Below are 26,115 nucleotides of genomic sequence, written 5' to 3'. Positions count from 1 at the left end.
AAAGACAGGGAATAAGAAATGCAGCAACAAGTTTACCATAGCCGTGATCTACAAGCATGGGAGCAGCGCTGGTTTCAACAGCAAAATAGTTCCTACGGTTTAATGCAACAAGTCGCCTGGGGGATTAGTCAGCGGCTGATCACTTTATTTTCCCAGCAAAAAATAAAAAAAATCGCTGTCTGCTGTGGTCAGGGTAATAATGCCGGCGATGGCTATCTTGTGGCCAAATATCTCAAACAGGCGGGCTTCAGTGTTGATATTTATGCAGTTGAGTTGGGTAATTCCAAAGATTTAGCATCGGCTGTGCAGGAAGCTCAGCAAGCTGGCTTGCAGCCTTATTCGCATTTTGATTTTCAATCTGAATGTGAGGTCTATATCGATGCATTATTCGGAATTGGTCTGAACCGTCAGCTGGACTTTGACTGGCAAAATGTTATTCAAACGATCAATCAGCAAACTGGATTAAAAATCTCAATTGATATTCCGAGTGGATTGGATGCCAATACCGGCCAGCCTTTGCCTGTTGCGATTAAAGCTGACTACACTTTCACGGGTTTAGGGCTTAAGGCAGGACTGTTTACCGGACAAGGCAAAGAATATGCGGGCAAGATCGAACTGATTTCTGCTATCCCGACAGATACTGAGCTTCAACCAATTGCTTGTCTTTCATCACATCAGATTCAATTGCCGAAGCGTGAAGCCTTTGGTCATAAAGGCAGTTATGGTCATGTCTTGGTTGTAGGTGGTCATGCCGATATGGGGGGGCAGTGATCATGGCAGCAGAGGCAGCATTTGCTGCCGGAGCAGGTAAAGTGACGATCGTCTGTGATGCAAAACACCATACTGCGATTTTGTCACGTGCACCGAATATCATGCTGCGTGATATCAATCTTTTAACTCAGGAGCAACGCCAAGCACTGATTCAGCAGGTCGATGCAGTCTGTTTTGGCATGGGATTAGGTCGTGATTCTTGGTCAGAGCAACAATATACAGCTTGGTTTGAGCTGACTCAGCAATCTGATCTGGAGGTTGTTTTGGATGCGGATGCCTTATGGTTTCTGGCCAAGCAGCCTCAAGTTTTGAATTCCCAGACTTATGCCACACCACATCCAGGAGAAGCTGCAACTTTGCTAGCATGTAGCACTGCGGAAGTTGAAATGGATCGGATTGCAGCCATTCATGCCCTGCAACAAAAATATCAGGGACAGTGGGTGCTAAAAGGTTCAGGTAGCCTGATTCTGGAAGAAAGGCTTTACATCTGCAATGCCGGGAATGCCGGTATGGGAACTGGCGGAATGGGGGATGTGCTGGCCGGCATGATTGCCAGTCTAAAGGCGCAATTTGCGCAAAAAATTTATTTGCATGAAATTGTGACGCTGCATGCACTTGCAGGTGATGAACTGGCCAAAAATGGCGAACGTGGCTTGCAGGCACAGGATATGAAACATGCGATTTATCAGGTCGTGAATCGCTAAGGAGAATAGTGTGCCAGTCATCAAACTGAATATTTCAGGCCAAGTTCAAGGAGTCGGATACCGTTACTGGTTTGCCGAGCAGGCTCAGGCGCTTGGACTGAAAGGATATGTGAAGAACTTGAGCACAGGTGAGGTGGAGGCCGTTATTGCTGGAACAGACTCCCAACTTCAGGAAATGATTACACGAAGTTGGAAAGGGCCTGCTCGTGCAATCGTACAAGCGGTTATTCAAGAGTATCTGGAATCTGAGCTAGATGCTCAAGACTTTATAATATTGCGTTAAACCTTATCGACGACGGCTACTGACGCGACTCCGGCCGCGTGCCATACCACCCAACGCATTTAATACCGCCATTTTACTCATACTGCCTGAGGCGTGGGCATGACAAATAGCAGCAGCTAAAGCATCGGCGGCATCCTGTTGCGGTTTGATGCTGAGTTTTAGAATATTCATTACCATCATCTGCACCTGTTCTTTATCGGCAGCGCCATAACCCACTACCGACTGCTTGATCTGGCGCGCAGTATATTCAGCGACTTTCAAATCCAGATTGACCAATGCCGCAACAGCAGCACCACGAGCCTGACCGAGTTTTAAGGCAGAATCCGGATTTTGTGCCATAAAGACTTGTTCGACCGCAGCTTCAGTGGGGCCATAAAATTTTACAATACGCTCCACCCCGGCAAAGATGCGTTTTAAACGTTCAGGCATTTCTGTCGTTTCTGTTCTGATGGTGCCGGCATCAACAAAAGTCAGTTTGGAGCCGTCTTTTTCGATAATTCCGTAACCGGTTAAACGAGAACCGGGGTCAATCCCAATAATTAATGACATGCCCGCACTTTAAAAATAGAATAATGCCCATATTGTTACATAAGCGTATCAAAAAAGCTTGATCCTGATGAAGCAGTTGATTCCAGCATCCTATTATTTATTTTACTGAGATTAGATTAATTTTCATGAAATTATTTCTTATTATCCTTGCAGGCTTAATCCTAGAAGTATTTGTCTGGATTGGCGTGGGTGACCTCGTCGGGAGCATGTGGTACGTATTTTTCTGGTTTGTGGCCGCATTTTTTATTGGTATGAATCTGATCCGTAAATACTCGGCCGGTGTAATGCCACAAATGCAGCAAATGCAGATGGGACAGATGAGTGCAGATCCTGCATTAACAGGAAATTTACCTAAAATTCTGGCAGGTTTCTTTCTGCTTATTCCTGGATTGATTACCGACGTATTGGCCGTATTGATGCTCATTCCAGCGGTTCAGCAGGTTTTTAAGGCTGCCATAATGAAAGCGATGATGAAGCGTCAGCAACTCATGATGGAAAAAATGATGGGGGGCATGATGGGCGATATGGGTGGGGCACAAGGCCAGAATCCATTTGCCGAAATGATGCGTCAAATGCAGGATATGCAAAATCAGCAATCAGGTCGCGGCGATTCCACCATTATTGATGGTGAAGCACGTGAAGTGAGACCTGAGGCGAAAAAAATTGAAATGAAAGATATCAATCCGAAATAATTGTTTTATTAAAAAACTCTATTTAAGCCGAATCTGATGATTCGGTTTTTTATTGGAACTTTCTAATATCTTTGAACAAACGCTATAATATATTTTTATAAATTTACCTGATTTTAATGTCTCTGCTTTTTACGATCTGTCTCCTGCATTTTGTTGCTCAACTCAGTCCCGGTCCCGATGTTTTGCTCATTGCCAAAAGTGCCGCATCCACCACACGCCAGAATGCCCTGAAAGTTATTGCAGGGATCTCTGCCGGTATCGTGGTTTGGGTAATACTGACACTTGCGGGTTTTACCGTGTTAATTGACCAGTTTCCATGGATTCAACAGGTATTGATGGTGCTCGGTGGTGTGTTCCTGGCTAAAATGGGATGGGCCATGTTAAAGGGTGGTGTGCATAGCTTTAAACATAGACATCAGACCGACGACGATACAAATGGACAGGTGCAAGCTAAAAACTATTTTATGTTGGGCTTATGGACCAACCTTTCTAATCCCAAAACACTGATCTATTTTAGTAGCGTATTTTCACTGGCCTTAAGTTCATCTGCTTCAGATTATTTGAAAACACAGCTGGCAGTGATTATTCCTTTGCAGACCTTTATCACCTTTGCTTTATTGATGCTGTTGATTTCCCAACCAAAAATTAAAACCTTGTACCAGCGTTCGGGGAGTTATATTGATATGATTTCAGGCGGACTATTTCTGCTATTTGCATTGTGGTTATGGTATGACGCACTTATTCTGATGAATTAAGTGGTACATCTTCATTTAATGCTGGAGATATTGGTGAGGTCGAGGCAGGAGAGGCTGAGTTGTCTGGTGTTTTAACCGCCGTTTGATAACGATTAGGCTTTAAGGTGGTTTCAGTATTTTCAGAGCCTTGATAACTGCGACTACGGTTAGCGCGCTCACGCAATCCACCTTTTTTAATTAACTGAACCATGGCACATCTCTCATTCAAATCCACAGCTATTGTAAATCAAAGCTGGATTTGATGAGGTTATTTTCCGCATCTCTATTTGAATTATTTAAGAGTAATAAAAAGACTTGTTTGAACTAACAGGTCTTTGCTGTGAGATGCATGAAATTAGCGAAGTCTTTTATCTTCTTCTTTTAAAACATCCAGTATAGAGTGTTGTATAGGAACTTCTTGTTGTGATTGCACATACAAATGCACGACTTTAAATACGATTGCTGTAACGAGGCAGGCCACAAGACAAAAAATCCAGAAACCAAAAGGGCTGCGAATATGATGTGAGCCACAGTTTGAGCATGATTTTTCTGTAGAGTCGACTACTTTTTCGCAGCAAGCACAATGATATTGATACTGCATTGTTCTTCTCCCAGGATGTTATCCTTTTTATTCTTCGATCATGAAAGATGATTCAATTGGTTTTTTATCATAGGTAGAGCAGCATCAGCTTGCAATAAGCAATTGCTGATAATTACATAGAGACAATAGAGTATAAAAATTCATTACACAAGCAGTAGGATTTTCTTAAAATGTAAGAAATATTTTCATTAATCAAATAATAATCAATGAATTAAGAGTTAATTCTCTTGAAAATATACATAATAAAGCCCGCATCAAGCGGGCTTTATTTGAGCTAGTCTAAAACTTACTGCCCAGAACGGATGATGTAATCAAAAGCAGACAGTGATGCCTTGGCACCTTCACCGGTGGCAATGATGATCTGCTTGTACGGCACTGTGGTACAGTCACCTGCAGCAAATACGCCTTTCACATTGGTTTCGTTGCGGTCGTTAATCACAATCTCGCCACGGTTGGTTAGCTCAACAGCTGTTTCTTTCAGGAAATCCGTGTTTGGCAACAAACCGATCTGCACGAAGATCCCCGCAAGTTCTACCGTATGCTCTTCATCAGTCGCACGGTCTTTATATTTCAGACCGGTCACCTGTGAACCATCACCCAGCACTTCAGTCGACAAGGCATTCTTGATCACGGTGGTATTCGGCAAGCTGTTCAGCTTGTCTTGCAACACCTGATCCGCACGCAATTTGGTATCAAACTCCACCAGGGTGACATGCTCCACAATCCCCGCCAGGTCAATCGCCGCTTCGACACCCGAGTTACCGCCACCGATGACCGCAACACGTTTACCCTTGAACAAAGGACCATCACAGTGCGGGCAGTAGGCTACACCACGAGTTTTATATTCCTGCTCACCCGGAACGTTCATCTCTCTCCAGCGTGCGCCGGTCGACAGAATCACGGTTTTAGATTCCAGTTTGGCACCATTCGCTAAAGTCACTTCCACCAGACCATTGGCCGTTTCGTCTGCCCCTTTGATATCAGACACACGTTGCAGGTTCATGATGTCGACACCATATTCACGCACGTGGGCTTCCATCTCGGCTGCAAATTTAGGACCTTGGGTCTTCTGTACAGACGTAAAGTTTTCAATGTCCATGGTATCCATGACCTGACCGCCCATGCGCTCCGCCACGATCCCGGTCTTAATGCCTTTACGCGCTGCATAGATGGCTGAAGTATTGCCTGCAGGTCCACCACCAATCACCAGGACATCAAAGGTGTCTTTGGCATTCAGCTTTTCCGCATCTTTGGCAGCGGCATTGCTATCCAGCTTGGCAATGATTTCTTCCAGTGTCATACGACCCTGACCGATATGCTGGTTGTCCTGGAATACCATCGGCACCGCCATGATCTTGCGTTCTTCCACTTCTTCCTGGAAGAAAGCACCATCAATCATGGTCGCTGTAGTGCCCGGGTTATAGATGGCGATCAGGTTGAGTGCCTGAACCACATCCGGACAGTTATGGCAACTTAATGATACGAACACGTCAAAGTTAGATTGAACACCCAGGCTCTTGATATTCGCCAGCACTTCATCAGAGACTTTCGGTGCATAACCTGAAGTTTGCAGCAATGCCAGAATCAGCGAAGTGAACTCATGGCCCATTGGCAAGCCTGCAAAGAATACACGTGGTTCTTCACCAGCTTTAGCAATACCAAAGCTTGGCGCACGTGCATTGTTCCCGTCAAAGCGTGCAGTCACCAGGTCAGACAGTGCAGCCACTTCGGACACCAATTCCTGGATTTTGGCTGATTTGTCAGAGCCATCTAAAGTCGCGACCAGTTCAATCGGGCCTTCTAGGCGTTCTAATAGGGTTTTAAGTTGAGCTGAAGTATTTTGGTCTAACATTGCTAACGTCTCCAAAGGAGTAAATGTTTATTTGATAAGAGGATATTAAATGAATTGAAAAAATAGGTAAAACAGTTTGTTTTTATTTTATTGATCGGATTTACAGATTTGTTGAAAAATTCATTATTAATTTCAAAGTCCTATATGGGGTCGAAAGATTAATCTTCAAGTAGTTTAGAGCAAGAATAAGGATTTTCAGCTAAGATTAAAACAAGATATTTGAGAATTGAATGATGGAATTACAACGCGGTATTTATCAACATTATAAGGGACAGCTTTATCAGGTGTTTCATGTTGCCACGCACAGTGAAACTGAAGAAAAGCTGGTGGTTTATCAATGTCTCTACGGTGATTATTCAATTTGGGTACGTCCTTTAACGATGTTCATTGAAACCATTACCACTAACGATGATCGTGAAGTAGAGCGTTTTAAATTGATTCAGGCACTTTAAGCCCAACAGACTCAGGGAAGAGTGATGCAAAACTCAGATGAATTTGAAAGATTCATGCAGGAATTATATGAAAAGTTTCATAGGCATGATCTTAAGCAGGCAGATCGCCTGCACCGATATCGCAATATAGAACCAGAATCCGGTCGATTTTTATCTATGCTGATTCGTGCGCAACAATCGAAAAATATTCTGGAAATTGGGACTTCTACTGGTTATTCCACTTTATGGCTGGCAGAAGCGGCTCGGCAGACTCAAGCCATGATTACAACACTTGAAGTTGATGCAGAACGGGTTGCTCAGGCAAAGCAATATGCGACAGAAATAGATCTTGCAGATTTAATCAATTTTAAAGTGATTGATGCACAAGTTTATCTGAAGGAAGAACAGGAAATATTTGATTTTATCCTGTTAGATGCTGAACGAGATGCTTATGTCAGTTACTGGCCACATTTGAGTCGATTACTTAAAGCAAAGGGCGGGTTACTGGTAGTTGATAATGTCATTTCACATGCAGCAGAAGTCGAAGAGTTTATTGCCTTAATTCAGCAAGACCCACGTTTTATCATGAGTACTGTACCCATAGGCGCAGGTTTGCTGATGGTGGGATTTCGTTAATTTGATTCGCTCTAATCCATGCAAATTTTATTAAAATGTAAATTATATTCGAGATACTTTTCTACAAATGCAGCTTTATCTTGGCGTCTTAACAGGTTGTCATAAATAAATTCAGGTACGGGATGATACAGTTCAGTATGACCATTACTGTATACAATTTTCAGGTGGCGGCTTGAGGGATTGTATTTCCAAGAAATCACGGTAAGCAGTTTTTGCATATGCGTTCCTCCACTGAATATTTCTTATCTTATCATTTGAACTTATGCCATATGGCTCTGCAGATGTATAGCTCAATTGTAAGAATGGGTAAGGATTATGAGAAAGCGAAGCAAAAGATATGCCTGAATTTTTATATGATGGATCAAGAAAAAAATAGGACTGCAATATTTAAAGTCCTAACAAAATCATTTTAAAAAATAAAATCCCGTATTGCGCTGAGATAAAAGCTTAAACCATAAAAAACCACGCTAAAAAGCGTGGTTTTTTGAATCAGTTCAATCTAATTAAAATTAGATTTTACCTACTAGGTCGATTGAAGGAGCAAGAGTTGCATCGCCTTCTTTCCATTTAGCTGGGCAAACTTCGCCTGGGTGAGCGTGTACATACTGAGCTGCTTTAACTTTACGAAGAAGTTCTTGAGCGTCACGGCCGATACCACCAGCGTTGATTTCAACGATTTGGATTTTACCTTCTGGATCGATCACGAAAGTACCACGATCAGCAAGGCCGTCAGCTTCGATTAATACGTCAAAGTTTTTAGCAAGAGTCCAGTTTGCATCACCAACCATTACATACTGGATTTTTTTGATTTCTTCTGAAGAATCGTGCCAAGCTTTGTGAGTGAAATGCGTGTCAGTAGAAACTGAGTAGATTTCAACGCCTAGTTTTTGGAATTCAGCGTAGTTGTCAGCAAGGTCACCAAGTTCAGTCGGGCAAACGAAAGTGAAGTCAGCTGGGTAGAAGAATACAACAGACCATTTGCCTTTCAGGTCAGCTTCAGTAACTTCAATGAATTTGCCGTTTTGGAATGCAGTTGCTTTAAATGGTTTAACTTCAGTATTAATTAAGCTCATCATTGTCTCCATGATTGAGGTAGTCTTTGATTTTGAATAAGAGTATCGAAATTTTGGTTGATGCTAAAATGGTATTTTTACATTACAAACATCGGAAAAACCGAATTAAGTAAAAATGCGCCACTTCGGCAAAATCGCTTTGTTCATTCAGCAGCATCAAGATGATGGCCTGATGACAAAATTATCTCTTTTTCCTCGTGCTAGCAAACATGATGTTGAAACCAAAAAATTCAAGGGTGAATCAGGAAAAAAGCATGTTTTCCGCAAAATAATTTAAATATCAATTTCAAAATTAAACTGATGATTAAATCTACTCAGGAAAATTCAAGCGTGTCATATAGATATTTTGATAGGTTTATGGCGCTGAATTGAGGGAAATCAGGCAGCCAAAGCCAATTTGTCCGGCACTTAACAGAACTACGACTATCTGAAATCTAATGAACCAAGTAAAATAAACCTTTCCTGTTTTTTGATGTGGGTGTTTTCTCTGTGCAGAGTCATTTAAATGTAGATCAATGGATAATGGCGCGTGACCGTCACCGTTTAAATCGACTGAAAAAGGGGAAAGACGCAGATGCCAAGCAGTATCAGGAATTATTTGAAAAATCCAATCTGAAAGTACGGCAACGGCTTGAACGTCTTCCGAACATCAAGCTGAATCAGGATCTACCGGTTACTCAGTACACTGATAAGCTGATTGCCGCGATTCAAAAGCATCAGGTGATTATTGTGGCTGGCGAAACCGGTTCTGGTAAAACCACCCAGTTACCGCAAATTGCTATGCTGGCTGGATGTGGCCTGACCGGAATGATCGGACATACCCAGCCGCGTCGACTGGCAGCCCGTAGCGTATCACAGCGTATTGCCGAAGAAGTTGGCGAAAAACTCGGTGAATCAATTTCCTTTAAAGTACGTTTTACGGAACAGGGTTCACAAGACTCAATTGTGCGTTTGATGACTGACGGTATTTTACTGGCCGAACTGACGCATGACCGCTACCTGACCAAATATGACACGATTATTATTGATGAAGCGCATGAACGCTCACTGAATATCGACTTCATTATGGGTTATCTGAAGCAACTGTTGCCGCGTCGTCCCGATCTGAAAGTCATCATTACTTCTGCAACCCTGGATGTAAACCGTTTTAGCAGTTACTTCAATGGTGCACCAATTTTTGAAGTAGAAGGCCGCAGTTTCCCAGTCGAGCTACGTTATCGCCCGATCTCGGAAATGAGCATTGGCGGTAGTGATGATGACGAGTTTGATGACTTTGAAGAAAATCTGCCTCGCGCTGTGGTCAAAGCAGTCGAAGAATGCTTTCAGGATGCACAGGAAAAAGGCCATCCTGAACATGCCGACATCCTTATTTTTGCCAGTACTGAACAGGAAATTCGCGAGCTACAGGAAACCCTGATCAAACATGGGCCACGCCATACGGAAGTATTAACTTTATATGCGCGTCTGGCGCTGGCTGAACAGCAGAAAATCTTTAATCCTTCTGGTGGTGGGCGACGCATTATTATTGCCACCAACGTGGCAGAAACGGCTTTAACCGTTCCGAATATCCGTTATGTAATTGATAGCGGTTTTGCGCGTATTTCACGTTATAACTATCGTTCACGGGTGCAACGCCTGCCGATTGAAGCTGTTTCTCAGGCAGCCGCGAACCAACGTAAAGGTCGTTGTGGCCGTATAGCGCCGGGTGTCTGTATCCGTTTGTATAGCGAAGATGATTTTCTGAGCCGTCCTGAATTTACTGAACCGGAGATTAAACGGACCAACCTGGCATCGGTGATTTTGCAGATGCAAAGTCTGGGCTTGGGTTCACTGGAAGACTTCGATTTCATTGAGCCACCAGATCATCGTCTGGTAAATGATGGTCGTAAATTGCTGATTGAACTCGGGGCAATGAGTGAAAAGAAAGCGTCTCATTCTCAAGATAATTCCCCTGAAGTTACAGATGAAAAGCAATCTCAATCTGCAACTTCTGCCCCCTTAAAAAAAGGGGGAAATGTTAAGGTGGGAGATGCACTAACCAAAATTGGTCAGCAAATGGCGAAAATGCCGATCGATCCACGTCTGGCCCGCATGATTCTTGGTGGTGCACATTTTGGCGTGCTGAACGAAGTTCTGGTGATTGTGGCAGCGCTTGCAGTTCAGGATCCGCGTGAACGCCCTGCGGACAAGCAGATGCAGGCAGATCAGAAACATGCACTATTCCGTGAAGCTGATTCTGATTTCCTGTTCTATATCAAGCTCTGGGAGACGCTGCACAATAACCGCGAAAGCATGAGTGAAAATAAGCGCCGTACTTTTGCGCGTAATCACTTCCTGAGCTGGCTGCGTCTGCGTGAATGGAAGAAAACTCATGAGCAGCTGGTGGAGTTGGCTAAGGGTTTAAAACTGTCATTTAATGAAAAGAAAGCCAGTTATGAAAATCTGCACCGTGCCTTGTTGACCGGTCTCTTATCGTTTATCGCCAACAAGACCGATGAGCGTAATGTTTTTATGGCGGTGCGTCAGCAAAAAGCACGGATTTTCCCGGCTTCTACCTTGCACAAGACCAATACGCCGTGGGTGATGGCTTTTGAGATGGTGGAAACCTCTCAGGTATATTTACGTACCCTGGCCAAGATTGAGCCGGAATGGATTCTGCTGGCCGCGCGTGACCTGCTCAAGCATCATTATTTTGAACCGCACTGGTCGAAAAAAGCCGGTGTGGTGAATGCCTATGATCAGATTTCATTATTTGGTCTGATTATTGAGCCGAAACGCCCAATCAATTATGAAAAAGTAGATCAGGCGGCCGCACATGAAATTTTCTTGCGGGATGCTTTAACCACTGGGCATTTAGGCATTACTCCACCATTTTTAAAGCATAACTTGCTTAAACTGGAAGAAGTCGAGCGAGTAGAAGACAAATTACGCCGTCGTGATCTGGTGGTTGATGAAGAAACCATTTACCAGTTCTATGCCTCGAAAGTGCCGCCTGAAGTGGCTAGCCGGCGTAGTTTTGAAGACTGGCGTGCCACAGTAGAGCCTCAGAATCCGCGTTATTTATTTGTTGATGATGATGCGCTGTGGCTGAATGACCGTCCGACGACACAGCAATTCCCAGACTATTTGCAGAATGGTAGCCTGCATCTGGCTGCAACCTATCGTTTTGACCCGAGTCATGATGAAGATGGCGCGACAGTTAAAATTCCACTGCAAGCTTTGGCCCAGGTCGATGAAGGTATCTGGTCATGGGGAATTCCGGGATGGCGTCTGGATCTGATTGAAGCATTGCTAAAAGCTTTGCCGAAGGACAAGCGCCGTAATCTGGTGCCGATTCCGGATACTGCACGAAAACTCATGGCAAAAGTAGATGCGCAGGATTTACAGAAGCATATTTTTAGTTTTTTGGCATTCCAGTTGCGTGGTGATCAAATCACTGAGAAAGATTTCAGTTTTGACCGGGTCGATCAGTATCTGTTGCCATTTATTAAAGTGACTGATGAAAAAGGCCGTGTCATTGAACAGGGGCGTGATCTGGCGGAGCTGAAAGCACGCTGCCGCACTGAAACGCATAGTCCGGTTAAACAGCTTAAAGGTGAATTTAAAACCTTCCCGGAAAGTTTCGTATTTGAAGCCTCGCAAAAAGTCACCGGTGTCGTGGTCAAGCAGTATCAGGCGCTGGTTCCGACCAAAGCTTTTGCTGCCCTGGAGCAGAAAGATGAATCGGGTGTAGTGATCCAGACTTTTAATGATCAGGCTGAAGCGATCAAAAAACATCGTGAAGGGGTGATCCGACTGGTGCATATGCAACTCGGAGACTTGACTCGTCAGTTGAAAAAACAGATTTCCAAACCTCTGGCGCTGGCTTATTCGCCACTCGGTGATAAGGCACAACTGGAACAAATGTTAGTTTATGCCACACTACACATGTCCATAAATGAGCTGCCTGTCAATGCGCAAGAGTTCCAAAAGCTAGTTGAAGATGTAAAAAAATCTTTCCTGACTTATGGCCAAATTGCCCTGAAAGAGATCACGGATATTTACATCCAGTGGCAGGAAATTCGCCGGAAATTATTGGTTTTAGACCATTCTGTGTTTGAAAAAAATATCAATGATATTGAAGATCAGCTTGATTTAATGAGCCTTTCTGACTTTGTATATCGTAAACCTTCCGATGTGTGGAGCGAATTTCCACGTTATTTAAAAGCCTTGATATTGCGTTTAGAGCGCTTGCCCAATAATCTACAAAGGGACAATTCCGCCATTGACCAAATTGATCAATGGATGGAAAAATTATTCAAGTTTAAAGATGACCCTCGCCTGAAAGAATTGTATTTCATGGTCGAGGAGTTAAGAATCTCATTGTTTTCACAACCGATGAAAACAAAAGCACCCGTGTCTCCAACTCGCTTGCAAAAAGTATGGGATCGTCTTGGAATCAGTTAAGATATAGGTAATTCAGATAAGGAATTTTACATGGGCATCCGCATTACGGGTACGGGCTTATTCCATCCGGAACACGTCATCACCAATGAAGAATTAGTTGAAAGTTTAAATGCTTATGTGGAACTGTTTAATCACGAAAATGCTGACAAAATCGCTGCAGGCGAAGTTGAAGCGCGTCGTGGTTCTAGTGCAGACTTTATTGAAAAAGCATCTGGCGTACAACGCCGTTATGTCGTAGAAAAATCAGGTATTCTTGATCCAAAACGCTTACGTCCAAATTTACGTGAACGTGCAGATGATGAAATTTCACTGCAGGCAGAATGGGGCGTAATTGCAGCCAAACAGGCAATGGAAAATGCCGGTGTGACTGCCGAAGACATTGATATCGTGATTTTGTCATGCTCGAATTTGCAACGTGCTTATCCTGCTGTCGCCATCGAAATTCAGACTGCTTTAGGCATCAAAGGCTATGCCTATGACATGAATGTGGCCTGCTCGGCAGCAACATTTGGTCTGAAACAGGCTTATGATGCGATCAAAGCTGGCGCGCGCCGTGTGTTATTGGTGAATGTGGAAATTACTTCTGCACATACCGATTTCCGTTCACGTGATTGTCACTTTATTTTTGGTGATGTGGCAACCGCTTCAATTATTGAAAATACTGACAGCAAAACCGGTTTTGAAATTCTGGATTCTGAGTTGTTTACCCAGTTCTCGAATAACATCCGCAATAACTTTGGTTTCTTGAATACTTCTGAAAATGCTGACATTGACGACAAACGTTTCCGTCAGGATGGTCGTAAGGTATTTAAAGAAGTCTGTCCACTGGTTGCGAAAATGATTACTGCGCAACTGGAGAAGAACCAGATTGAGCCGACAGGTGTTAAACGCTTCTGGTTACACCAGGCCAATGCCAGTATGAATGAACTGATCCTGAAACTGGTGGTTGGTAAAGAAAATGCCAAACCTGGTCTGGTACCGATCATTCTGAACGAGTTTGCCAACACGTCTTCTGCCGGGGTGATCATTGCCTTGCATCGTACTGCACATGAAGTTGAAGATGGTGAATACGGCGTGTTGTGTTCATTTGGTGCGGGTTATTCAGTAGGTTCGATTCTGGTCCAAAAACGCGTGGCATAATCCGGAGTAGATAGGGAGCAGACAGCTTGCAGGTCAAACATGATGGGCAATGGATTAGACGCTTAAGTGCCTTATCCAAATTATATTTTACCCCTACCTTTTTAGGGGCTGAATATATTGATGCCAGTCGGCCTGCAATGTATGTCGGTAATCATTCCATGTACGGCATCTTTGATTCGCCGATGCTGATTGATTACCTCTATAACGAACATAAAGTGGCTGTGGTCAGCATTGCGGATCATAGCCATTTTTATGTGCCCTTATGGCGTGAAGCCGTGAAGAAGTTTGGGGCAGTTGATGGCATCCAGCATTATGTACGTGCTGTGATGCAGCAGGGTTATTCTATTCTGGTCTTTCCGGGAGGTGGACGCGAAGTACTCAAACGTCAGGGTGAACAGTATCAACTGATCTGGAAGCAACGCTACGGATTTTTAAAGCTGGCTCAGGAATTCAACTATGATATTGTCCCTTTTGCTGCGCTTGGTGGGGATGAAGTCTATGAGATTGGCTTTGATGCCAATAAGATCATCCAGCATAAATATTTTCAAAAACTCCTCAAAGTACCACAACTCAATAAATTATTACGTCAGGGCGATGTGATTCCATCTTTGCCTAAACGATTATTCCCAAAACGCCTGCCATTTTATTTTCAGTTTATGCCGCGACAATCGATTGCTCAGGTTCAGACTCAGGAAGAGCTGATTGCATTTCGACACAGCTTGCAGCAACATATTTATACCGGCTTGGCCGAGCTTAAGGCGCTACGTCAGCAAGACTAAAAAAGAAAAATTCTTCCTGTAAAATCTAGGCTATGATCTATTGAAATGTTCTATTTTTAGCAATGAGGATGCATGGACGGTTTTATAGTGCAAGTGATGCCATAATGTATTTTTAAGTGTTCACTGATTGGCGATCAAGGACTCAGCATGATCCAATATAAAAATAAGATGATTCTAAGATGACCGAGGTGTACGTATGGAACAGGAAAGCTTGGTAGCATCTTTAAGGTTATTGGCACAACAATGTTTACGGATTTCTCTGGAGCTCAACCAGCTTTATCTTGATCAGATGGCAATAATTGGTCATCTGAATGCACAAAATTTAATAAAAATTCAGCAGGATCAGCATCGGATTGAATTGCTGGATGGCCTGTTTTATATCCAGTTTTGTACTCCACGTGCATTAGACTCTGGAACTGCGCCTGCTTTGGTCGACAGTCATTTTTACTTCCAGAAGTACAAAGCAGAAGCGCTAGAGGAATTCTTTTTACAGGACATCTATTTCCTGACCGGGGATTTAAAACCGCAGCATTCGCTATATTTACGCGACAAAGCCAAACAGTTGCGTCAGCTTATCCTGGCTCAGGTTTATGCGTGGGTTAATGGCCCGGAACGGGTGTCCGAATTTTTGCGACAGATGTCGGTTGTTCAGGCTGAGATTATCGACCACCAGCTGATCAAGGCCGGGTTGTATACAACACCTATCATGCAAAACTTTGTTCAGAATGAACAAGAGATTCCACAGCAGATTCTTGAAAGCTTGCAACAGGCTTTTTCTTTGGAGTGCCTGCAGCAGGATGAATTCTTTTCGATCCAGTCATTGATGGATAGTCTGGATGAGTTCTGTTTTAGCGCCGCACAGTTTTTGCCTCCGGCGATGTTCCGGATTATGTCGCTGTCTTTTGAAGAGCGCTTTAATCTGCATGAATTGAAAGATCACACTGATGATATCTGTTTGCTATATCGGCATGCTGAGGAGCAAAGTAATCTGCTCGGTTTTGTCCGATTGATGAACCGGGACGTGTGGCATCGGGATGATTTATTATCCAAACGGAATTTCCTGGAAAATCATCCGTATTTATGGCAGAAAAAAGTAGCCCGATTGCCACTATTTGACTGTCATCGTGCCGTGAATTGGATCTTCAAGCAACCGGCCGAGGTACTGGACTGGATCAGTAATAATATCCAGCATAGCAGTGTGCGGGTCGCAGTAACGGCCCTAAGTTTTATAGACAGCCACCATATTCATCCACAGATTATTCTGGCGACTCTACAATATTTTCAATATGTCTCAGCGCGACTGTTTATTCATAGCATGCATGAATATGCAATCCAGCATGACTGGTTTCAGCATCAGTATAATCAGGCGGTGGTATTAAAAGGCACACGTCAATCAATTGAGGATCAACGGATTGCGATTAGTCCCTCAATTCTGTATCTGGACGAATGGATGGAGCTGCTGCGCAATGTGGTTAAAATGGATGATCAGCTGACTAAAAAGGTTTATCTGAACTTGAGCCGGATGATGCAGGCTTATATGCAGCATTTATATAAAATTACGGCGCATTTACCCGATGAGGTTCTGGTGTATATTCAGCCTCAAAGCCAGCAGAATCGTGATTTCTATAATGTTCTGCACCGCTATCGCATTCCTTTTACTGAGTTCAGGCAGCTGTTTTATTTGCAAAGCGGGCATGTACGTGAGTCGCTATTTGACAGTTATGTGCGTGACTATCTGGTAGAGTATTTTTCCAGCCATACAGAAATACCGAAAAATCTGAGCTGGACCAGTTTGTTTAATCAGGCGGTCGTCTGGCATGATCAGGTTCAAAAGCAGGAAATGATCGCCAAGCTGAAAAAACAGTTCGCACTGGTGAACTGGACACCAATCACTCAGGTTTCATTTTTACTGTATTTCAACTGGCGTTTTGAAGAACTTAAAACTTTGGATCGGATTTTAGAGGAATCTAAAATTTTCAGGAACTGTCTGGCGGCAAGCTATGCTCAGCAAATTTTGGAAGGGCAGTATGTGGCCTTTCGTATGTCTCATCCTGCTGTGCGCCTACCCTTGATCTTGGGGTGTCAATTAGTGAATGGACAGGTGATTTTTGATCAGCTGGAATATCCGAATAACCACAAAGCAGAAGCTGAATACAGCAATATCGCCATGCATTTTATTAACTGGCTCAACTTGCAGGCCTGACAGTTCAATACAGCTTGTTTTCCGCTATGACGCTTAACTTTTCCGCTAAAAATCGTTAGGCTATAGCCGTTCTTTTACGGTATTGCTCTTATGAAACAGGAAACTGCCCTTAAGTTACTCAAAGCAGGAGAAAATGTCTTTTTAACCGGTTCTGCCGGTGCGGGAAAAACCTATACGCTGAATCAATATATTAATTATTTAAAGGCACGTAAGGTCGCCGTCGCGATTACCGCATCGACCGGTATTGCAGCCACACACATGAATGGTATGACTATTCATACCTGGGCAGGCATTGGCATTAAAGACTTTTTGTCTGAAGAAGACTTAAAGCGGATGAAAGAGCGCAAATACTTAAAAGAACATCTGGAAAATGCGCAAGTCCTGATTATTGACGAAATTTCAATGCTGCATGCCAAGCAGCTGAATCTGGTCAATCAGGTATTGAAATATTTCAAGGAAAGTGATGAAGCTTTCGGTGGTATTCAGGTGATTGTAGCAGGGGACTTTTTCCAGTTACCGCCAGTCGGTAAAAATGATGAGCGCAACCGCGACAAATTCTGCTTTATGTCGGATGCCTGGGTCGAAGCCAAGTTTCGCGTTTGCTACCTAACTGAGCAGCATCGTCAGGGCAATGATTATTTGAATGACATTCTGAATGCGATCCGTGCGCAGGCGATTAGCCATGAACACCGCACTGCTTTACAGGCCACGCGACATCAAGAAATTGGTGATACCTATACGCGCCTGTATACGCATAATATGGATGTGGACAGTATTAACTTTAAACATCTGAATGAAATTGACAATGATCCGCGCCAGTTTGATGCGCAGTGTGATGGCAATGAAAAGCTGATCGAGACTTTAAAATCGTCAGTGCGAGCGCCTGAAGCCTTAACCCTGAAAAAACATGCCAAAGTCATGTTTGTGAAAAACAACTTTGATATGGGTTATATCAACGGCAGTTTGGGCGAAGTGATCAGTTTTGAAGAAGATGATGAATATGGTGTGCTGCCTAAAGTCAAACTGACCGATGGCACTACATTGGTGGTTGAGCCTGAAACCTGGTCGGTAGACAATGAGGCCGGTAAAACCATTGCCAGTTTCCAGCAGATTCCATTGCGTCTGGCCTGGGCGATTACCATTCATAAATCACAAGGCATGACCCTGGAAGCTGCCGAGATTGACCTGAGCCATACTTTTGAAAAAGGACAGGGCTATGTCGCGTTGTCCCGTTTGAAAAGCTTAAATGGCCTACGATTAAAAGGTTTTAATGAGCAGGCTTTGGAACTCGATAGTCTGGCAATTAAAGCCGATCGCCGTTTTCAAGAACTTTCTGATGAAGCCGAAGCGAATTTTGAAAATGTCGATTTGACGGCACAGCATAAGGCCTTTATCCGACATTGTGGCGGGACTTTGAATGAAGTTGAAATCCAGCGCAATGAGAAGAAAATTTCCAAGAATGGGGGTAAGCAAAGCTATGCCGCTGCAACGCTAGACGAAACGCGTGAACTGTTTGAAGAAGGTTATGAAATTGCCGATATCGCGACTGAACGTGGTTTGACCCCGGCAACCATCATCAATCATTTGGGGCGTTTGCATAAAGAGCAGGGGCTGGATATCTCGCTGGCACATCCGGGTGAGGAAGTGGTGGAGCAGGTTCGCAAGATTTATAAACGCCTGACCAAGCGTCAAAACTCGGAGCATTTTAATGATGACGGTTCTATTAAGTTGCGTCCGATTGTGGAATTGACTACGCCTAAAATGGCTTATGACCAGGTGCGTCTAGCACTACTATTTGTAGAGTAATCATCAAAATGATGTTTAAGAGTTCTTAAGATGCACAGTTTATTCGTATACGGCACGCTTCGTCCGCAGCAACCCAATGCCCATGTGATGGAACGGATTGGGGGAAGCTGGAAAGCCGGTTATATTCGTGGGCATTTGCAGCAGCGCGGTTGGGGTGCTGAGCTGGGCAGTCCGGGTATTCAGCTCAGTGATTCGGGAGAGACTGTTACCGGTTATGTATTCATATCCGAGAATCTCCCTAAATATTGGAATGAGCTGGATGTATTTGAAGGCGATGAATATCAACGTATTCCGGTTAAAGTATATTTGGAAAATGGTCAGATGGTAGAAAGTTTGGTCTATGCTTTGAAAGATTAGACTGGTAGGTGTCATTTATTGAATTTCTGATTTTTATCAGGTCACCGCTTTTAAAAATCATTCACTTTCCTTTGCTTGAATTTTGAAAGATCGAATTAATAAATATTCCGTTGATTTGATAGTATCTTCTGAGCAAGCCTGACGTACTGCGTTAGAGATTAGCGCAAGATAATCATCGGGCGATCTGCATATTTCCCGTTATATGATTATTTTTGAGAAATCTTTGCATACTGGTGAAGGGCGCTGATGATTTGAACATTATTGTGTACTAATCAATAAGGATAAAATCCCAGCCGCAATTAAAGGACCGACTGGAACACCGCGTAATACTGCTACACCTGCTACTGTGCCTAATAACAGTCCGGCCACTACATCTGGCTGATTGGACATCAGCTTCACTCCACGTCCTCCCAGCCAAGCGACAAAGACCCCAATCGCGATTGCCAGCAAAGACTTCCAGCTCAGGAAAGATTTGAGAATACTTTCCCCTGAAATTTTGCCACTGGCAATCGGTGTCAGAACACCAATGGTCAGAATAATAATGCCGATATTTAAACCGTGCGCCTGTACATAAGGCAATAAACTGTTGAGTGGCGTGATTTTTAAAACAATTAACACCGCTGCAGCAATGGTGACGGCACTATTGTGACTGAAAATACCGCAAGCCAGTAAAACCAAAAGAACAATCAGATTCAGATCAAGTTGCGACATAAGGGGGAGAGATAGAGTGAAAAATAAAGCTATTGTAGAGCTTTTCAACGCATGATACCTAGAAAACAGCGGAAGAAACCAAATTCATGACTGATTCAGGATAGAATGCACAGGTCTTCACTCGATACAGGTATAAACAGATGCTATTGGAAAAAATGTTGCAGTCACAAGGTTTCGGCTCCCGCAAGCATTGTCAGCAACTGATTAAAAATGGTGCTGTTTCAATTCAAGATGAAGTGATTGATAATCCCAAACATAAACTGGATTTGAATAACTTAAATTTCGAGGTGTATGGGAAAAGTCATACCTATCGGGAAAAAGTCTATATCGCCTTAAACAAGCCACAAGGCTATGAGTGTTCGCATCAGGCGACGCATCATTTTAGTGTGTTTGACCTGTTTGATGACATTCTGTTGAATCGGGGGATTCAGTGTGTGGGGCGTCTGGATCAGGATACCACCGGACTGTTATTGCTGACCGATGATGGACAGTTCCTGCAAGCGCTAACCCATCCGAAAAAGCATGTCGCCAAAGTTTATCAGATGCAAACTGCAGATCCAGTCACGGATGAACAGATTCAGCAACTAGAACAAGGTGTTGAATTAAGAAATGAAAAAGGCATTTTTGCAGCTACTGAAGTAATTCGTTTGGCTGAGAACCGTCTGCAAATGACTATCCATCAAGGGGTCTATCATCAGGTAAAGCGCATGCTGGCTGCCGTAGGCAATAAAGTTGAACAGTTGCACCGTGCAAAAATAGGTGCTTTGGCCTTGCCTGAATTGGCTGAAGGAGAGTGGCTGTATTTAAATGTGGAACAGGTAGCGCAGGCCAAATTCCGCTCGGAATAATAAATTTTTTATTCGCTTGAAATGTGATTAAAAAGTTCAGGACTTATTTCAGGAAACAGTGATAGGTCTGAAATTCATCATCCTTGATAAATCCCATAGATTCATACAATTTATGCGATTGATAATTATTTTTTTGGGTTTCCAGGGTAATTCTTAAGGCCTGTTCATGTTTGGCAAATAAAATTGCGGTATCAATCAGTTGTTTGGCTGCGCCCTGACGCCGAAAAACCGGGGTGATATAGACATCATCCAGAATATAATAGGTCGAGCAGGCTACCGAAGAAAAACCCAGATACAGGATAATAAAGCCGGCAAAGGTATCATTTTTGGTATTGATAAAAATAACAGTCTGCCCATCTTCAAAACGCTGTTTTAAAAATTGGTAAGAGAGTTCAGGATTGGAAGACGTACCATAAAACTGTCGATATTCATCAAATAATATCGCCAGCTGATTCAGGTCTGCTGACTGGGCGCGTCGTACGAGCATTGCATACTCCATGCTAATTTTTTATTGATTATCAGCATCAAGCATAGCGAAGTTTGGGAGTGGCAGGTTTTAGAAATTGTTCGGAAATGCAACAATGTTAAATTTTGTCGCTTTCACCCAAAATGGCATTCAGTTCTTCAAATAAATCAAGATGATCATCATCCAATGCAATCTCCTGATCATCGAGTAGATTCAGGGCAGAACTGGAAAGCGCATTTTGCTCGGTTTTAGCTTCATTTTGTTTTAGCTTGCGCAGCCGGATCAGTTGTTCCAGATTGATATTCTGGTTTTCAATCGAGAAGGGGATCGATTTGGTAATCACCACTTGCTTGAAAAAAAGACGCACGGCCTGAGCTGGCGTAATCCCCAATTGCTTAAATACCGCAAAGGCTTGTTTCTTCTCTTGCGAGTCCAAGCGAATTTGATAAACTTCAGTTTTTCTCATAATATTTTTAAAGCTTTAAATTACTTAACTTTTCGCCTTTATTCTAATCAATTACGTTTGAAATTCAATCTTAAAGCGACCGATTTTAGAAAATAATCTGTAATGACAAGCGATTTACAGTGTCAATTCAAGTTGGGAGCTGAAATTCATGCTTTTCTGCGTGATCGGATCGATGAATTGAATATGTTTGGCCAATAAACTTAAAGGTGTAGAAAAATCATCTTCCACCTTGTGCGCTACTCGAGGGTAAAAGGGATCATGACGGATCGGAATACCTAGATGATTCAAGTGCACCCGTAATTGATGCTGCTTGCCAGTATGTGGTTTTAGCTCATATTTGGCCCATTCTGTGTTGTGTTCCAGCAGATCAATAGCCGTCTCGCTATTCGGCGTTCCGTCTAGGACTTGCATGGTATAAAAAGGCTGACCTTTTTGCATTCTCAATCGTGTGACCAATGGGAATTTTAAACTAGGATTATACGCCGCAATCGCATGATAGGTTTTTTGCACCTGCCGTGTAGCAAATAACTGCTGGTACAGGCCACGTGATTCAACGCATTTGGAAATCAGGACCACACCTGCCGTTTCACGATCCAGCCGGTGAATGGGCGTTAAATGCTCATTGCCGGTTTGCTTTTTAAGACGAACCAGTAGCGTTTCCTGCACATATTGTCCGGTCGGGCTCATGGTCAAAAAATGCGGTTTATCGACCACCATGAAATGCTCATTTTCAAATAAAATCTGATGTTGAAAAGGAATATGCACTTCATGTGCCAAAAAGCGATAATAGAAACAATGGCTATTGGGCTGAAATGGACTTTCTGTTGATAATTGATTGCCCTGAGCGTCATAGACCAGACCTTTGGCGAAACGGGACTGCCATTCATCTGCTGTGATATGCGCGAATTGTGTGCATAAATAAGCAAAAACTGTCGGGGGAGCATCCGGACTGGCTGGCAAAAACACTTTACTGGCACTGACCCCATTCAGCATGGGCGGGTTAAAATCAACAGTTGGTTGCATGGCAGGCAGATTAACCTCTTAAGGAGCAGATGCTGTGAAAAAATACAGTTTCTCACACGGGTGAATAGGCTTTTAAAGCGTGGCGATGCTATCATATTTATTCTTTTGCATCATGTCGTGAGTAATATGCCTTATTCATTTAATGTCACTTTAAATCATGAAGACGATACCCAAAAACTGGCCAAGGTTCTGGCGGAGAATTTCCCTGCGGGGGTCGTGTATCTGATTGGTGACCTAGGGGCAGGAAAAACGACGTTAACACGTTATTATTTGCAACAGCTGGGTCATAAAGGTTCAGTGAAAAGTCCAACTTATACACTGGTCGAACCCTATCAAATTAATGGTCAGGATATTTTTCATTTTGACTTGTATCGTCTGAATGATCCGTATGAACTGGAACTGATGGGCATCCGGGATTACCTGGAAACACCGAATGCGCTATTTTTATTTGAATGGCCATCTAAAGGTGGTGATGAAATTCCGCAAGCTGACCTGATTATTGAAATTTTAAAATCTGAAGATGAACTTACCCGTACTGCAAGCCTGATTTCATCGAATCTTGCTTTACGAGAGGCTCTGGAGCGTCAATTTTCACATGTCGAATGATTTAAGTCTGCGCCGTATTCGTGCCCTTGATCCTGCACTTGCCAACCAGATTGCCGCAGGTGAGGTGATTGAACGTCCGGCTTCTGTGGTCAAGGAGTTACTGGAAAACTCGATTGATGCGGGGGCGACAGAACTGATCATTCGGGTCGAACAGGGCGGCAGTACTTTAATTGAAATCATCGACAATGGACGCGGAATTCATCCTGAAGATCTAGCTTTGGCCGTGATGCGCCATGCCACCAGCAAAATCCAGAGCGCCGATGAGCTGTATGCGATTAGCAGTCTGGGCTTTCGTGGTGAGGCACTGGCGTCGATAGCAGCAGTTTCACGCCTGACCATGATCAGCAGTCAAAGTGACGAGGGCATCGGTTATCAGGTCGAAGTCAATGGCACGGCTTTTGATCATCAGGAAATTCAGGCTGTTGCGGCCTCAAAAGGGACGCATATCCGGGTTCAGGATTTGTTTTTTAATGTGCCTGCACGGCGTAAATTCCTGAAAAAACCGGGCACTGAATTTGGTCATATCGAAGAAATTGTGCGCCGTATGGCACTGACGCATTTTGATATCCGTTTTGTGCTAGAACATAATGAAAGCATCAAACTGAATTTACCCGTGGCGGATAGCGGCGCTTTGCGTTTTCAGCGGGTACAGCAATTGCTTGGCCGCCAGTTTACTGAAAATGCCTACTGGATGGATGCAGACAGTATCAACATGCGTTTGTCTGGCTGGCTTGGCCATCCTTCAGATGCACGTGCACAGGCTGATTTGCAGTATGTCTATGTAAATGGCCGGATTGTCAAAGACAAAACCATTTCCCATGCCTTACGGATGGCCTATGACGGCATCCTGCATGGGCATCAGCATGCGGCTTATTTACTGTTTTTAGAAGTTGATCCAGAAAATGTGGATGTAAACGTCCATCCGACCAAGCATGAAATTCGCTTCCTGAATCAACGTGAAGTACATGAGTTCGTACGGCATTATGCCAAAGAAACGTTGGCACAATTCCAGACCGCAACTGCAGATTTAGCCGAGGCAATGAAACAGGATGAGCAGCCTGGCTTGACGGCCCCGCAACCGCGTTATCAGGAACAGTTCAGCCTGCATCAGACTGCGCATTCTCAGCCACAGGTGGTGAGAACGACATCTGCCTTAAGTGAAAATGAAACTTCAGATGTGCTGGCCGATTTTGCATCTTCAGGTCCACAAACAGTGCATTATTCCCAAGATTACCGTAAATCTTATTCTGGTTCACAGCAGCTGAATAATGCCTTGCAAAGTTATTTAGCACCGCTCAGAGAAAGTTCGGAAACCGAAATATTCAGCCCTGAGCAGTCTTTTCAGACACATGTAAACACTAAAGTGGATGAGCATCCATTGGGCATTGCTATTGCCCAGTTACATGGCATTTATATTCTGGCGCAAAATACCGAAGGTCTGATTATTGTGGATATGCATGCGGCGCATGAGCGTATTGTCTTGCAGCAAATGAAATCGGCTTGGGATAAACCTGAATTCTGGACATCACAGCAATTGCTCATTCCAAAAGTCGTGAATATTAGCCGGATGCAGGCCATGCGTGTCGAAGAGCTGAAAGAGCAGTTGGCACGTTTGGGGCTGGAAATCGATCAGTATGGTGATGAGCAAGTTATCGTACGTGGTGTACCGGCTATTCTACACAAGGCCGATTTCGATGCCCTGATTCCTGAATTATTGAATGATTTAGATCCGGGGGATCAAGCACAAAGCCTATTGCAGAAGCGTGACCAAATTTTGGCGGGAATGGCCTGTCATGGTGCAGTGCGAGCGCATCGTATCCTAAGTTTGTCTGAAATGAATGCTTTATTACGGCAGATGGAACAAACCGAATTTGCCAGTCAATGTAATCATGGTCGTCCGACTTGGCGCGCCTTTCCATTGGCTCAACTAGATAAACTTTTTGCTCGAGGAGAGTAGTTTTACATGTCCAATCAATTGCCGGTCATCAATTTAATGGGGCCAACTGCAAGTGGTAAAACCGCTTTGGCATGTGAACTGTATGAGCAAGGGGGATTTGAGCTGATTTCGGTCGATTCTGCACTGGTTTATCGGGAAATGGACATTGGTACAGCCAAACCTTCTAAAGAGGAACTGGCGCGCTATCCGCATCATCTGATTGATATTATTAGTCCACTTGAAGTGTATTCTGCAGCCAACTTTGTCGAAGATGCTTGCCGCCTGATTGATGATATTCATGTGCGTGGTAAAACCCCGATTCTGGTTGGCGGAACCATGCTGTATTTTAAGGCCTTGCTTGAAGGTTTGTCAGATAACCTACCAAGTGCAGACTATGCTATCCGGGCAGAGATTGAAGCCAAGGGTGAGCAGGAGGGCTGGGAAGCGGTTTATGCAGAATTATGTGCAGTCGATCCGATTGCCGGTGAAAAATTCAAGGTTAGCGACAAGCAGCGCATTATTCGAGCCTTGGAAGTTTTTAAATTGACTGGTGAGCCGATTACAAAACTACAGGCAGAACAACCTAAAAACTTACCATATCGTTACAGTTTCCATAATTATGCACTGATGCCAGATCGGTTAGAATTACATGGGCGTATTGAACAACGTCTGGAAATTATGTGGAAAAGCGGTTTTTTAAATGAAGTTGTGAATTTAATTGAAAAATACGATTTTAATGAAAATTTACCTTCCATGCGTTCAGTGGGTTATCGTCAGGCTATGGAATTCTTAAAAAATGCTGATAAAACCAAGGAAAAGCAACGGGAAATGGAGGATAAAGCTTTATTTGCGACACGACAACTTGCAAAACGTCAATATACGTGGTTAAGGTCTTTGCAAGAAAAGCATAAATTTACAACATATTTTACGCTACAGCAGGCTCAAGAAGACTTGCGAAACTGTCACGGATAAAGCAAAATTTAGGGACTATCTTTTTTATAA

General features: G+C 43.5%; 25 protein-coding genes and 1 pseudogene. 16 read left to right on the top strand and 10 right to left on the bottom strand.

What is annotated here, in order from left to right:
* Positions 1-18 precede the first annotated feature (18 nt).
* Both HGD77_RS09550 and HGD77_RS09545 read left to right on the top strand, forming a co-directional pair.
* Positions 19-1,475: pseudogene (locus HGD77_RS09550) on the top strand (NAD(P)H-hydrate dehydratase).
* Positions 1,476-1,485: 10 nt separating this feature from the next.
* Positions 1,486-1,758, top strand: a complete 273-nt coding sequence (locus HGD77_RS09545; RefSeq protein ID WP_004278926.1) for an acylphosphatase — start codon at positions 1,486-1,488, stop codon at positions 1,756-1,758.
* 3 nt (positions 1,759-1,761) lie between these two features.
* On the opposite strand, the gene ruvC is transcribed toward HGD77_RS09545, so the two are convergent.
* Positions 1,762-2,307, bottom strand: a complete 546-nt coding sequence (ruvC, locus tag HGD77_RS09540) for a crossover junction endodeoxyribonuclease RuvC (RefSeq protein WP_004278925.1) — start codon at positions 2,305-2,307, stop codon at positions 1,762-1,764.
* A gap of 125 nt (positions 2,308-2,432) precedes the next feature.
* On the opposite strand from ruvC, the gene HGD77_RS09535 reads away from it, so the two are divergent.
* Together HGD77_RS09535 and HGD77_RS09530 are read left to right on the top strand one after the other, a co-directional pair.
* Positions 2,433-2,999, top strand: coding sequence for an FxsA family protein (locus tag HGD77_RS09535; protein ID WP_004278924.1), 567 nt, complete (start codon positions 2,433-2,435; stop codon positions 2,997-2,999).
* 116 nt (positions 3,000-3,115) lie between these two features.
* Positions 3,116-3,754 (top strand): LysE family transporter, encoded by a 639-nt coding sequence (locus tag HGD77_RS09530; RefSeq protein WP_004278923.1) that lies wholly within the window; start codon positions 3,116-3,118, stop codon positions 3,752-3,754.
* Here HGD77_RS09530 and HGD77_RS09525 read toward each other — a convergent pair.
* From HGD77_RS09525 to ahpF, 3 genes are all read right to left on the bottom strand, one after another.
* Positions 3,738-3,944 carry a hypothetical protein gene (locus tag HGD77_RS09525; protein ID WP_004731506.1) on the bottom strand — a complete coding sequence of 69 codons (207 nt, stop codon included), beginning with the start codon at positions 3,942-3,944 and terminating at the stop codon, positions 3,738-3,740. The genes HGD77_RS09530 and HGD77_RS09525 overlap by 17 nt on opposite strands.
* 144 nt (positions 3,945-4,088) lie before the next feature.
* Complete coding sequence (locus HGD77_RS09520) at positions 4,089-4,334, bottom strand: hypothetical protein (protein WP_004278921.1); 246 nt, start codon at positions 4,332-4,334, stop codon at positions 4,089-4,091.
* Between the two features lie 286 nt (positions 4,335-4,620).
* A complete protein-coding gene (gene ahpF / locus HGD77_RS09515; RefSeq protein WP_138742514.1) occupies positions 4,621-6,186 on the bottom strand; it encodes an alkyl hydroperoxide reductase subunit F in 1,566 nt (521 codons plus the stop codon).
* Positions 6,187-6,419: 233 nt separating this feature from the next.
* Between ahpF and HGD77_RS09510 the strand changes: the two genes are divergently transcribed.
* Together HGD77_RS09510 and HGD77_RS09505 are read left to right on the top strand one after the other, a co-directional pair.
* Positions 6,420-6,638: a DUF1653 domain-containing protein gene (locus HGD77_RS09510; RefSeq protein ID WP_138742535.1), complete on the top strand. Its 219-nt coding sequence runs from the start codon at positions 6,420-6,422 to the stop codon at positions 6,636-6,638.
* A gap of 24 nt (positions 6,639-6,662) precedes the next feature.
* Complete coding sequence (locus tag HGD77_RS09505) at positions 6,663-7,253, top strand: O-methyltransferase (RefSeq protein ID WP_138742515.1); 591 nt, start codon at positions 6,663-6,665, stop codon at positions 7,251-7,253.
* Between the two features lie 11 nt (positions 7,254-7,264).
* Here the strand turns inward: HGD77_RS09505 and HGD77_RS09500 are convergent, their stop codons facing one another.
* Positions 7,265-7,471, bottom strand: a complete 207-nt coding sequence (locus HGD77_RS09500; RefSeq protein ID WP_004278917.1) for a KTSC domain-containing protein — start codon at positions 7,469-7,471, stop codon at positions 7,265-7,267.
* Between the two features lie 291 nt (positions 7,472-7,762).
* Complete coding sequence (gene ahpC, locus HGD77_RS09495; protein WP_004278916.1) at positions 7,763-8,326, bottom strand: alkyl hydroperoxide reductase subunit C; 564 nt, start codon at positions 8,324-8,326, stop codon at positions 7,763-7,765.
* Positions 8,327-8,815: 489 nt separating this feature from the next.
* Between ahpC and HGD77_RS09490 the strand changes: the two genes are divergently transcribed.
* From HGD77_RS09490 to HGD77_RS09465, 6 genes are all read left to right on the top strand, one after another.
* Complete coding sequence (locus tag HGD77_RS09490; RefSeq protein WP_034618976.1) at positions 8,816-12,772, top strand: DUF3418 domain-containing protein; 3,957 nt, start codon at positions 8,816-8,818, stop codon at positions 12,770-12,772.
* Positions 12,773-12,802: 30 nt separating this feature from the next.
* On the top strand, positions 12,803-13,912 hold the full coding sequence (locus HGD77_RS09485) for a beta-ketoacyl-ACP synthase III (RefSeq protein ID WP_004278914.1): 1,110 nt from the start codon (positions 12,803-12,805) through the stop codon (positions 13,910-13,912).
* A 26-nt stretch (positions 13,913-13,938) separates the two neighbouring features.
* A complete protein-coding gene (locus HGD77_RS09480; protein ID WP_004278913.1) occupies positions 13,939-14,691 on the top strand; it encodes a 1-acyl-sn-glycerol-3-phosphate acyltransferase in 753 nt (250 codons plus the stop codon).
* A 196-nt stretch (positions 14,692-14,887) separates the two neighbouring features.
* Complete coding sequence (locus tag HGD77_RS09475; protein ID WP_138742516.1) at positions 14,888-16,894, top strand: hypothetical protein; 2,007 nt, start codon at positions 14,888-14,890, stop codon at positions 16,892-16,894.
* Between the two features lie 90 nt (positions 16,895-16,984).
* A complete protein-coding gene (locus HGD77_RS09470; RefSeq protein ID WP_129716622.1) occupies positions 16,985-18,700 on the top strand; it encodes an AAA family ATPase in 1,716 nt (571 codons plus the stop codon).
* Between the two features lie 30 nt (positions 18,701-18,730).
* The gene (locus HGD77_RS09465) at positions 18,731-19,057 is read left to right on the top strand and encodes a gamma-glutamylcyclotransferase family protein (RefSeq protein WP_071851983.1); all 327 of its coding nucleotides are present in this window, start codon (positions 18,731-18,733) and stop codon (positions 19,055-19,057) included.
* Between the two features lie 258 nt (positions 19,058-19,315).
* Here HGD77_RS09465 and HGD77_RS09460 read toward each other — a convergent pair whose 3' ends face one another.
* Positions 19,316-19,768, bottom strand: a complete 453-nt coding sequence (locus HGD77_RS09460; protein WP_114542515.1) for a DUF441 domain-containing protein — start codon at positions 19,766-19,768, stop codon at positions 19,316-19,318.
* A gap of 140 nt (positions 19,769-19,908) precedes the next feature.
* Between HGD77_RS09460 and HGD77_RS09455 the strand changes: the two genes are divergently transcribed.
* Positions 19,909-20,616, top strand: coding sequence for a pseudouridine synthase (locus HGD77_RS09455; protein WP_138742517.1), 708 nt, complete (start codon positions 19,909-19,911; stop codon positions 20,614-20,616).
* A 43-nt stretch (positions 20,617-20,659) separates the two neighbouring features.
* Here HGD77_RS09455 and HGD77_RS09450 read toward each other — a convergent pair whose 3' ends face one another.
* The 3 genes from HGD77_RS09450 to HGD77_RS09440 all read right to left on the bottom strand — a co-directional run bounded on the left by HGD77_RS09450 (position 20,660) and on the right by HGD77_RS09440 (position 22,571).
* Positions 20,660-21,103 carry a GNAT family N-acetyltransferase gene (locus HGD77_RS09450; RefSeq protein ID WP_138742518.1) on the bottom strand — a complete coding sequence of 148 codons (444 nt, stop codon included), beginning with the start codon at positions 21,101-21,103 and terminating at the stop codon, positions 20,660-20,662.
* A 97-nt stretch (positions 21,104-21,200) separates the two neighbouring features.
* A complete protein-coding gene (locus HGD77_RS09445; protein WP_004278906.1) occupies positions 21,201-21,548 on the bottom strand; it encodes a type II toxin-antitoxin system RelB/DinJ family antitoxin in 348 nt (115 codons plus the stop codon).
* Positions 21,549-21,662: 114 nt separating this feature from the next.
* Positions 21,663-22,571, bottom strand: coding sequence for a pseudouridine synthase (locus HGD77_RS09440; RefSeq protein ID WP_138742519.1), 909 nt, complete (start codon positions 22,569-22,571; stop codon positions 21,663-21,665).
* A gap of 126 nt (positions 22,572-22,697) precedes the next feature.
* Here HGD77_RS09440 and tsaE point away from each other — a divergent pair, with 126 nt between their 5' ends.
* From tsaE to miaA, 3 genes are read left to right on the top strand one after another with little or no spacing between them, the layout of a single operon-like run.
* Positions 22,698-23,177, top strand: a complete 480-nt coding sequence (gene tsaE / locus HGD77_RS09435; RefSeq protein WP_004645485.1) for a tRNA (adenosine(37)-N6)-threonylcarbamoyltransferase complex ATPase subunit type 1 TsaE — start codon at positions 22,698-22,700, stop codon at positions 23,175-23,177.
* The gene (gene mutL, locus HGD77_RS09430) at positions 23,167-25,134 is read left to right on the top strand and encodes a DNA mismatch repair endonuclease MutL (protein WP_138742520.1); all 1,968 of its coding nucleotides are present in this window, start codon (positions 23,167-23,169) and stop codon (positions 25,132-25,134) included. The genes tsaE and mutL overlap by 11 nt, the downstream gene beginning before the upstream one ends.
* Before the next feature lie 6 nt (positions 25,135-25,140).
* On the top strand, positions 25,141-26,085 hold the full coding sequence (gene miaA / locus HGD77_RS09425) for a tRNA (adenosine(37)-N6)-dimethylallyltransferase MiaA (RefSeq protein WP_004645483.1): 945 nt from the start codon (positions 25,141-25,143) through the stop codon (positions 26,083-26,085).
* Positions 26,086-26,115 lie beyond the last annotated feature (30 nt).

Origin of the sequence: Acinetobacter sp. NEB149 (assembly GCF_012516415.1) — a bacterium.
Lineage (GTDB): Bacteria > Pseudomonadota > Gammaproteobacteria > Pseudomonadales > Moraxellaceae > Acinetobacter > Acinetobacter lwoffii_V.
Note: the sequence above shows the minus strand (reverse complement) of the source record. Positions and strands in the feature narration are given on the sequence as shown.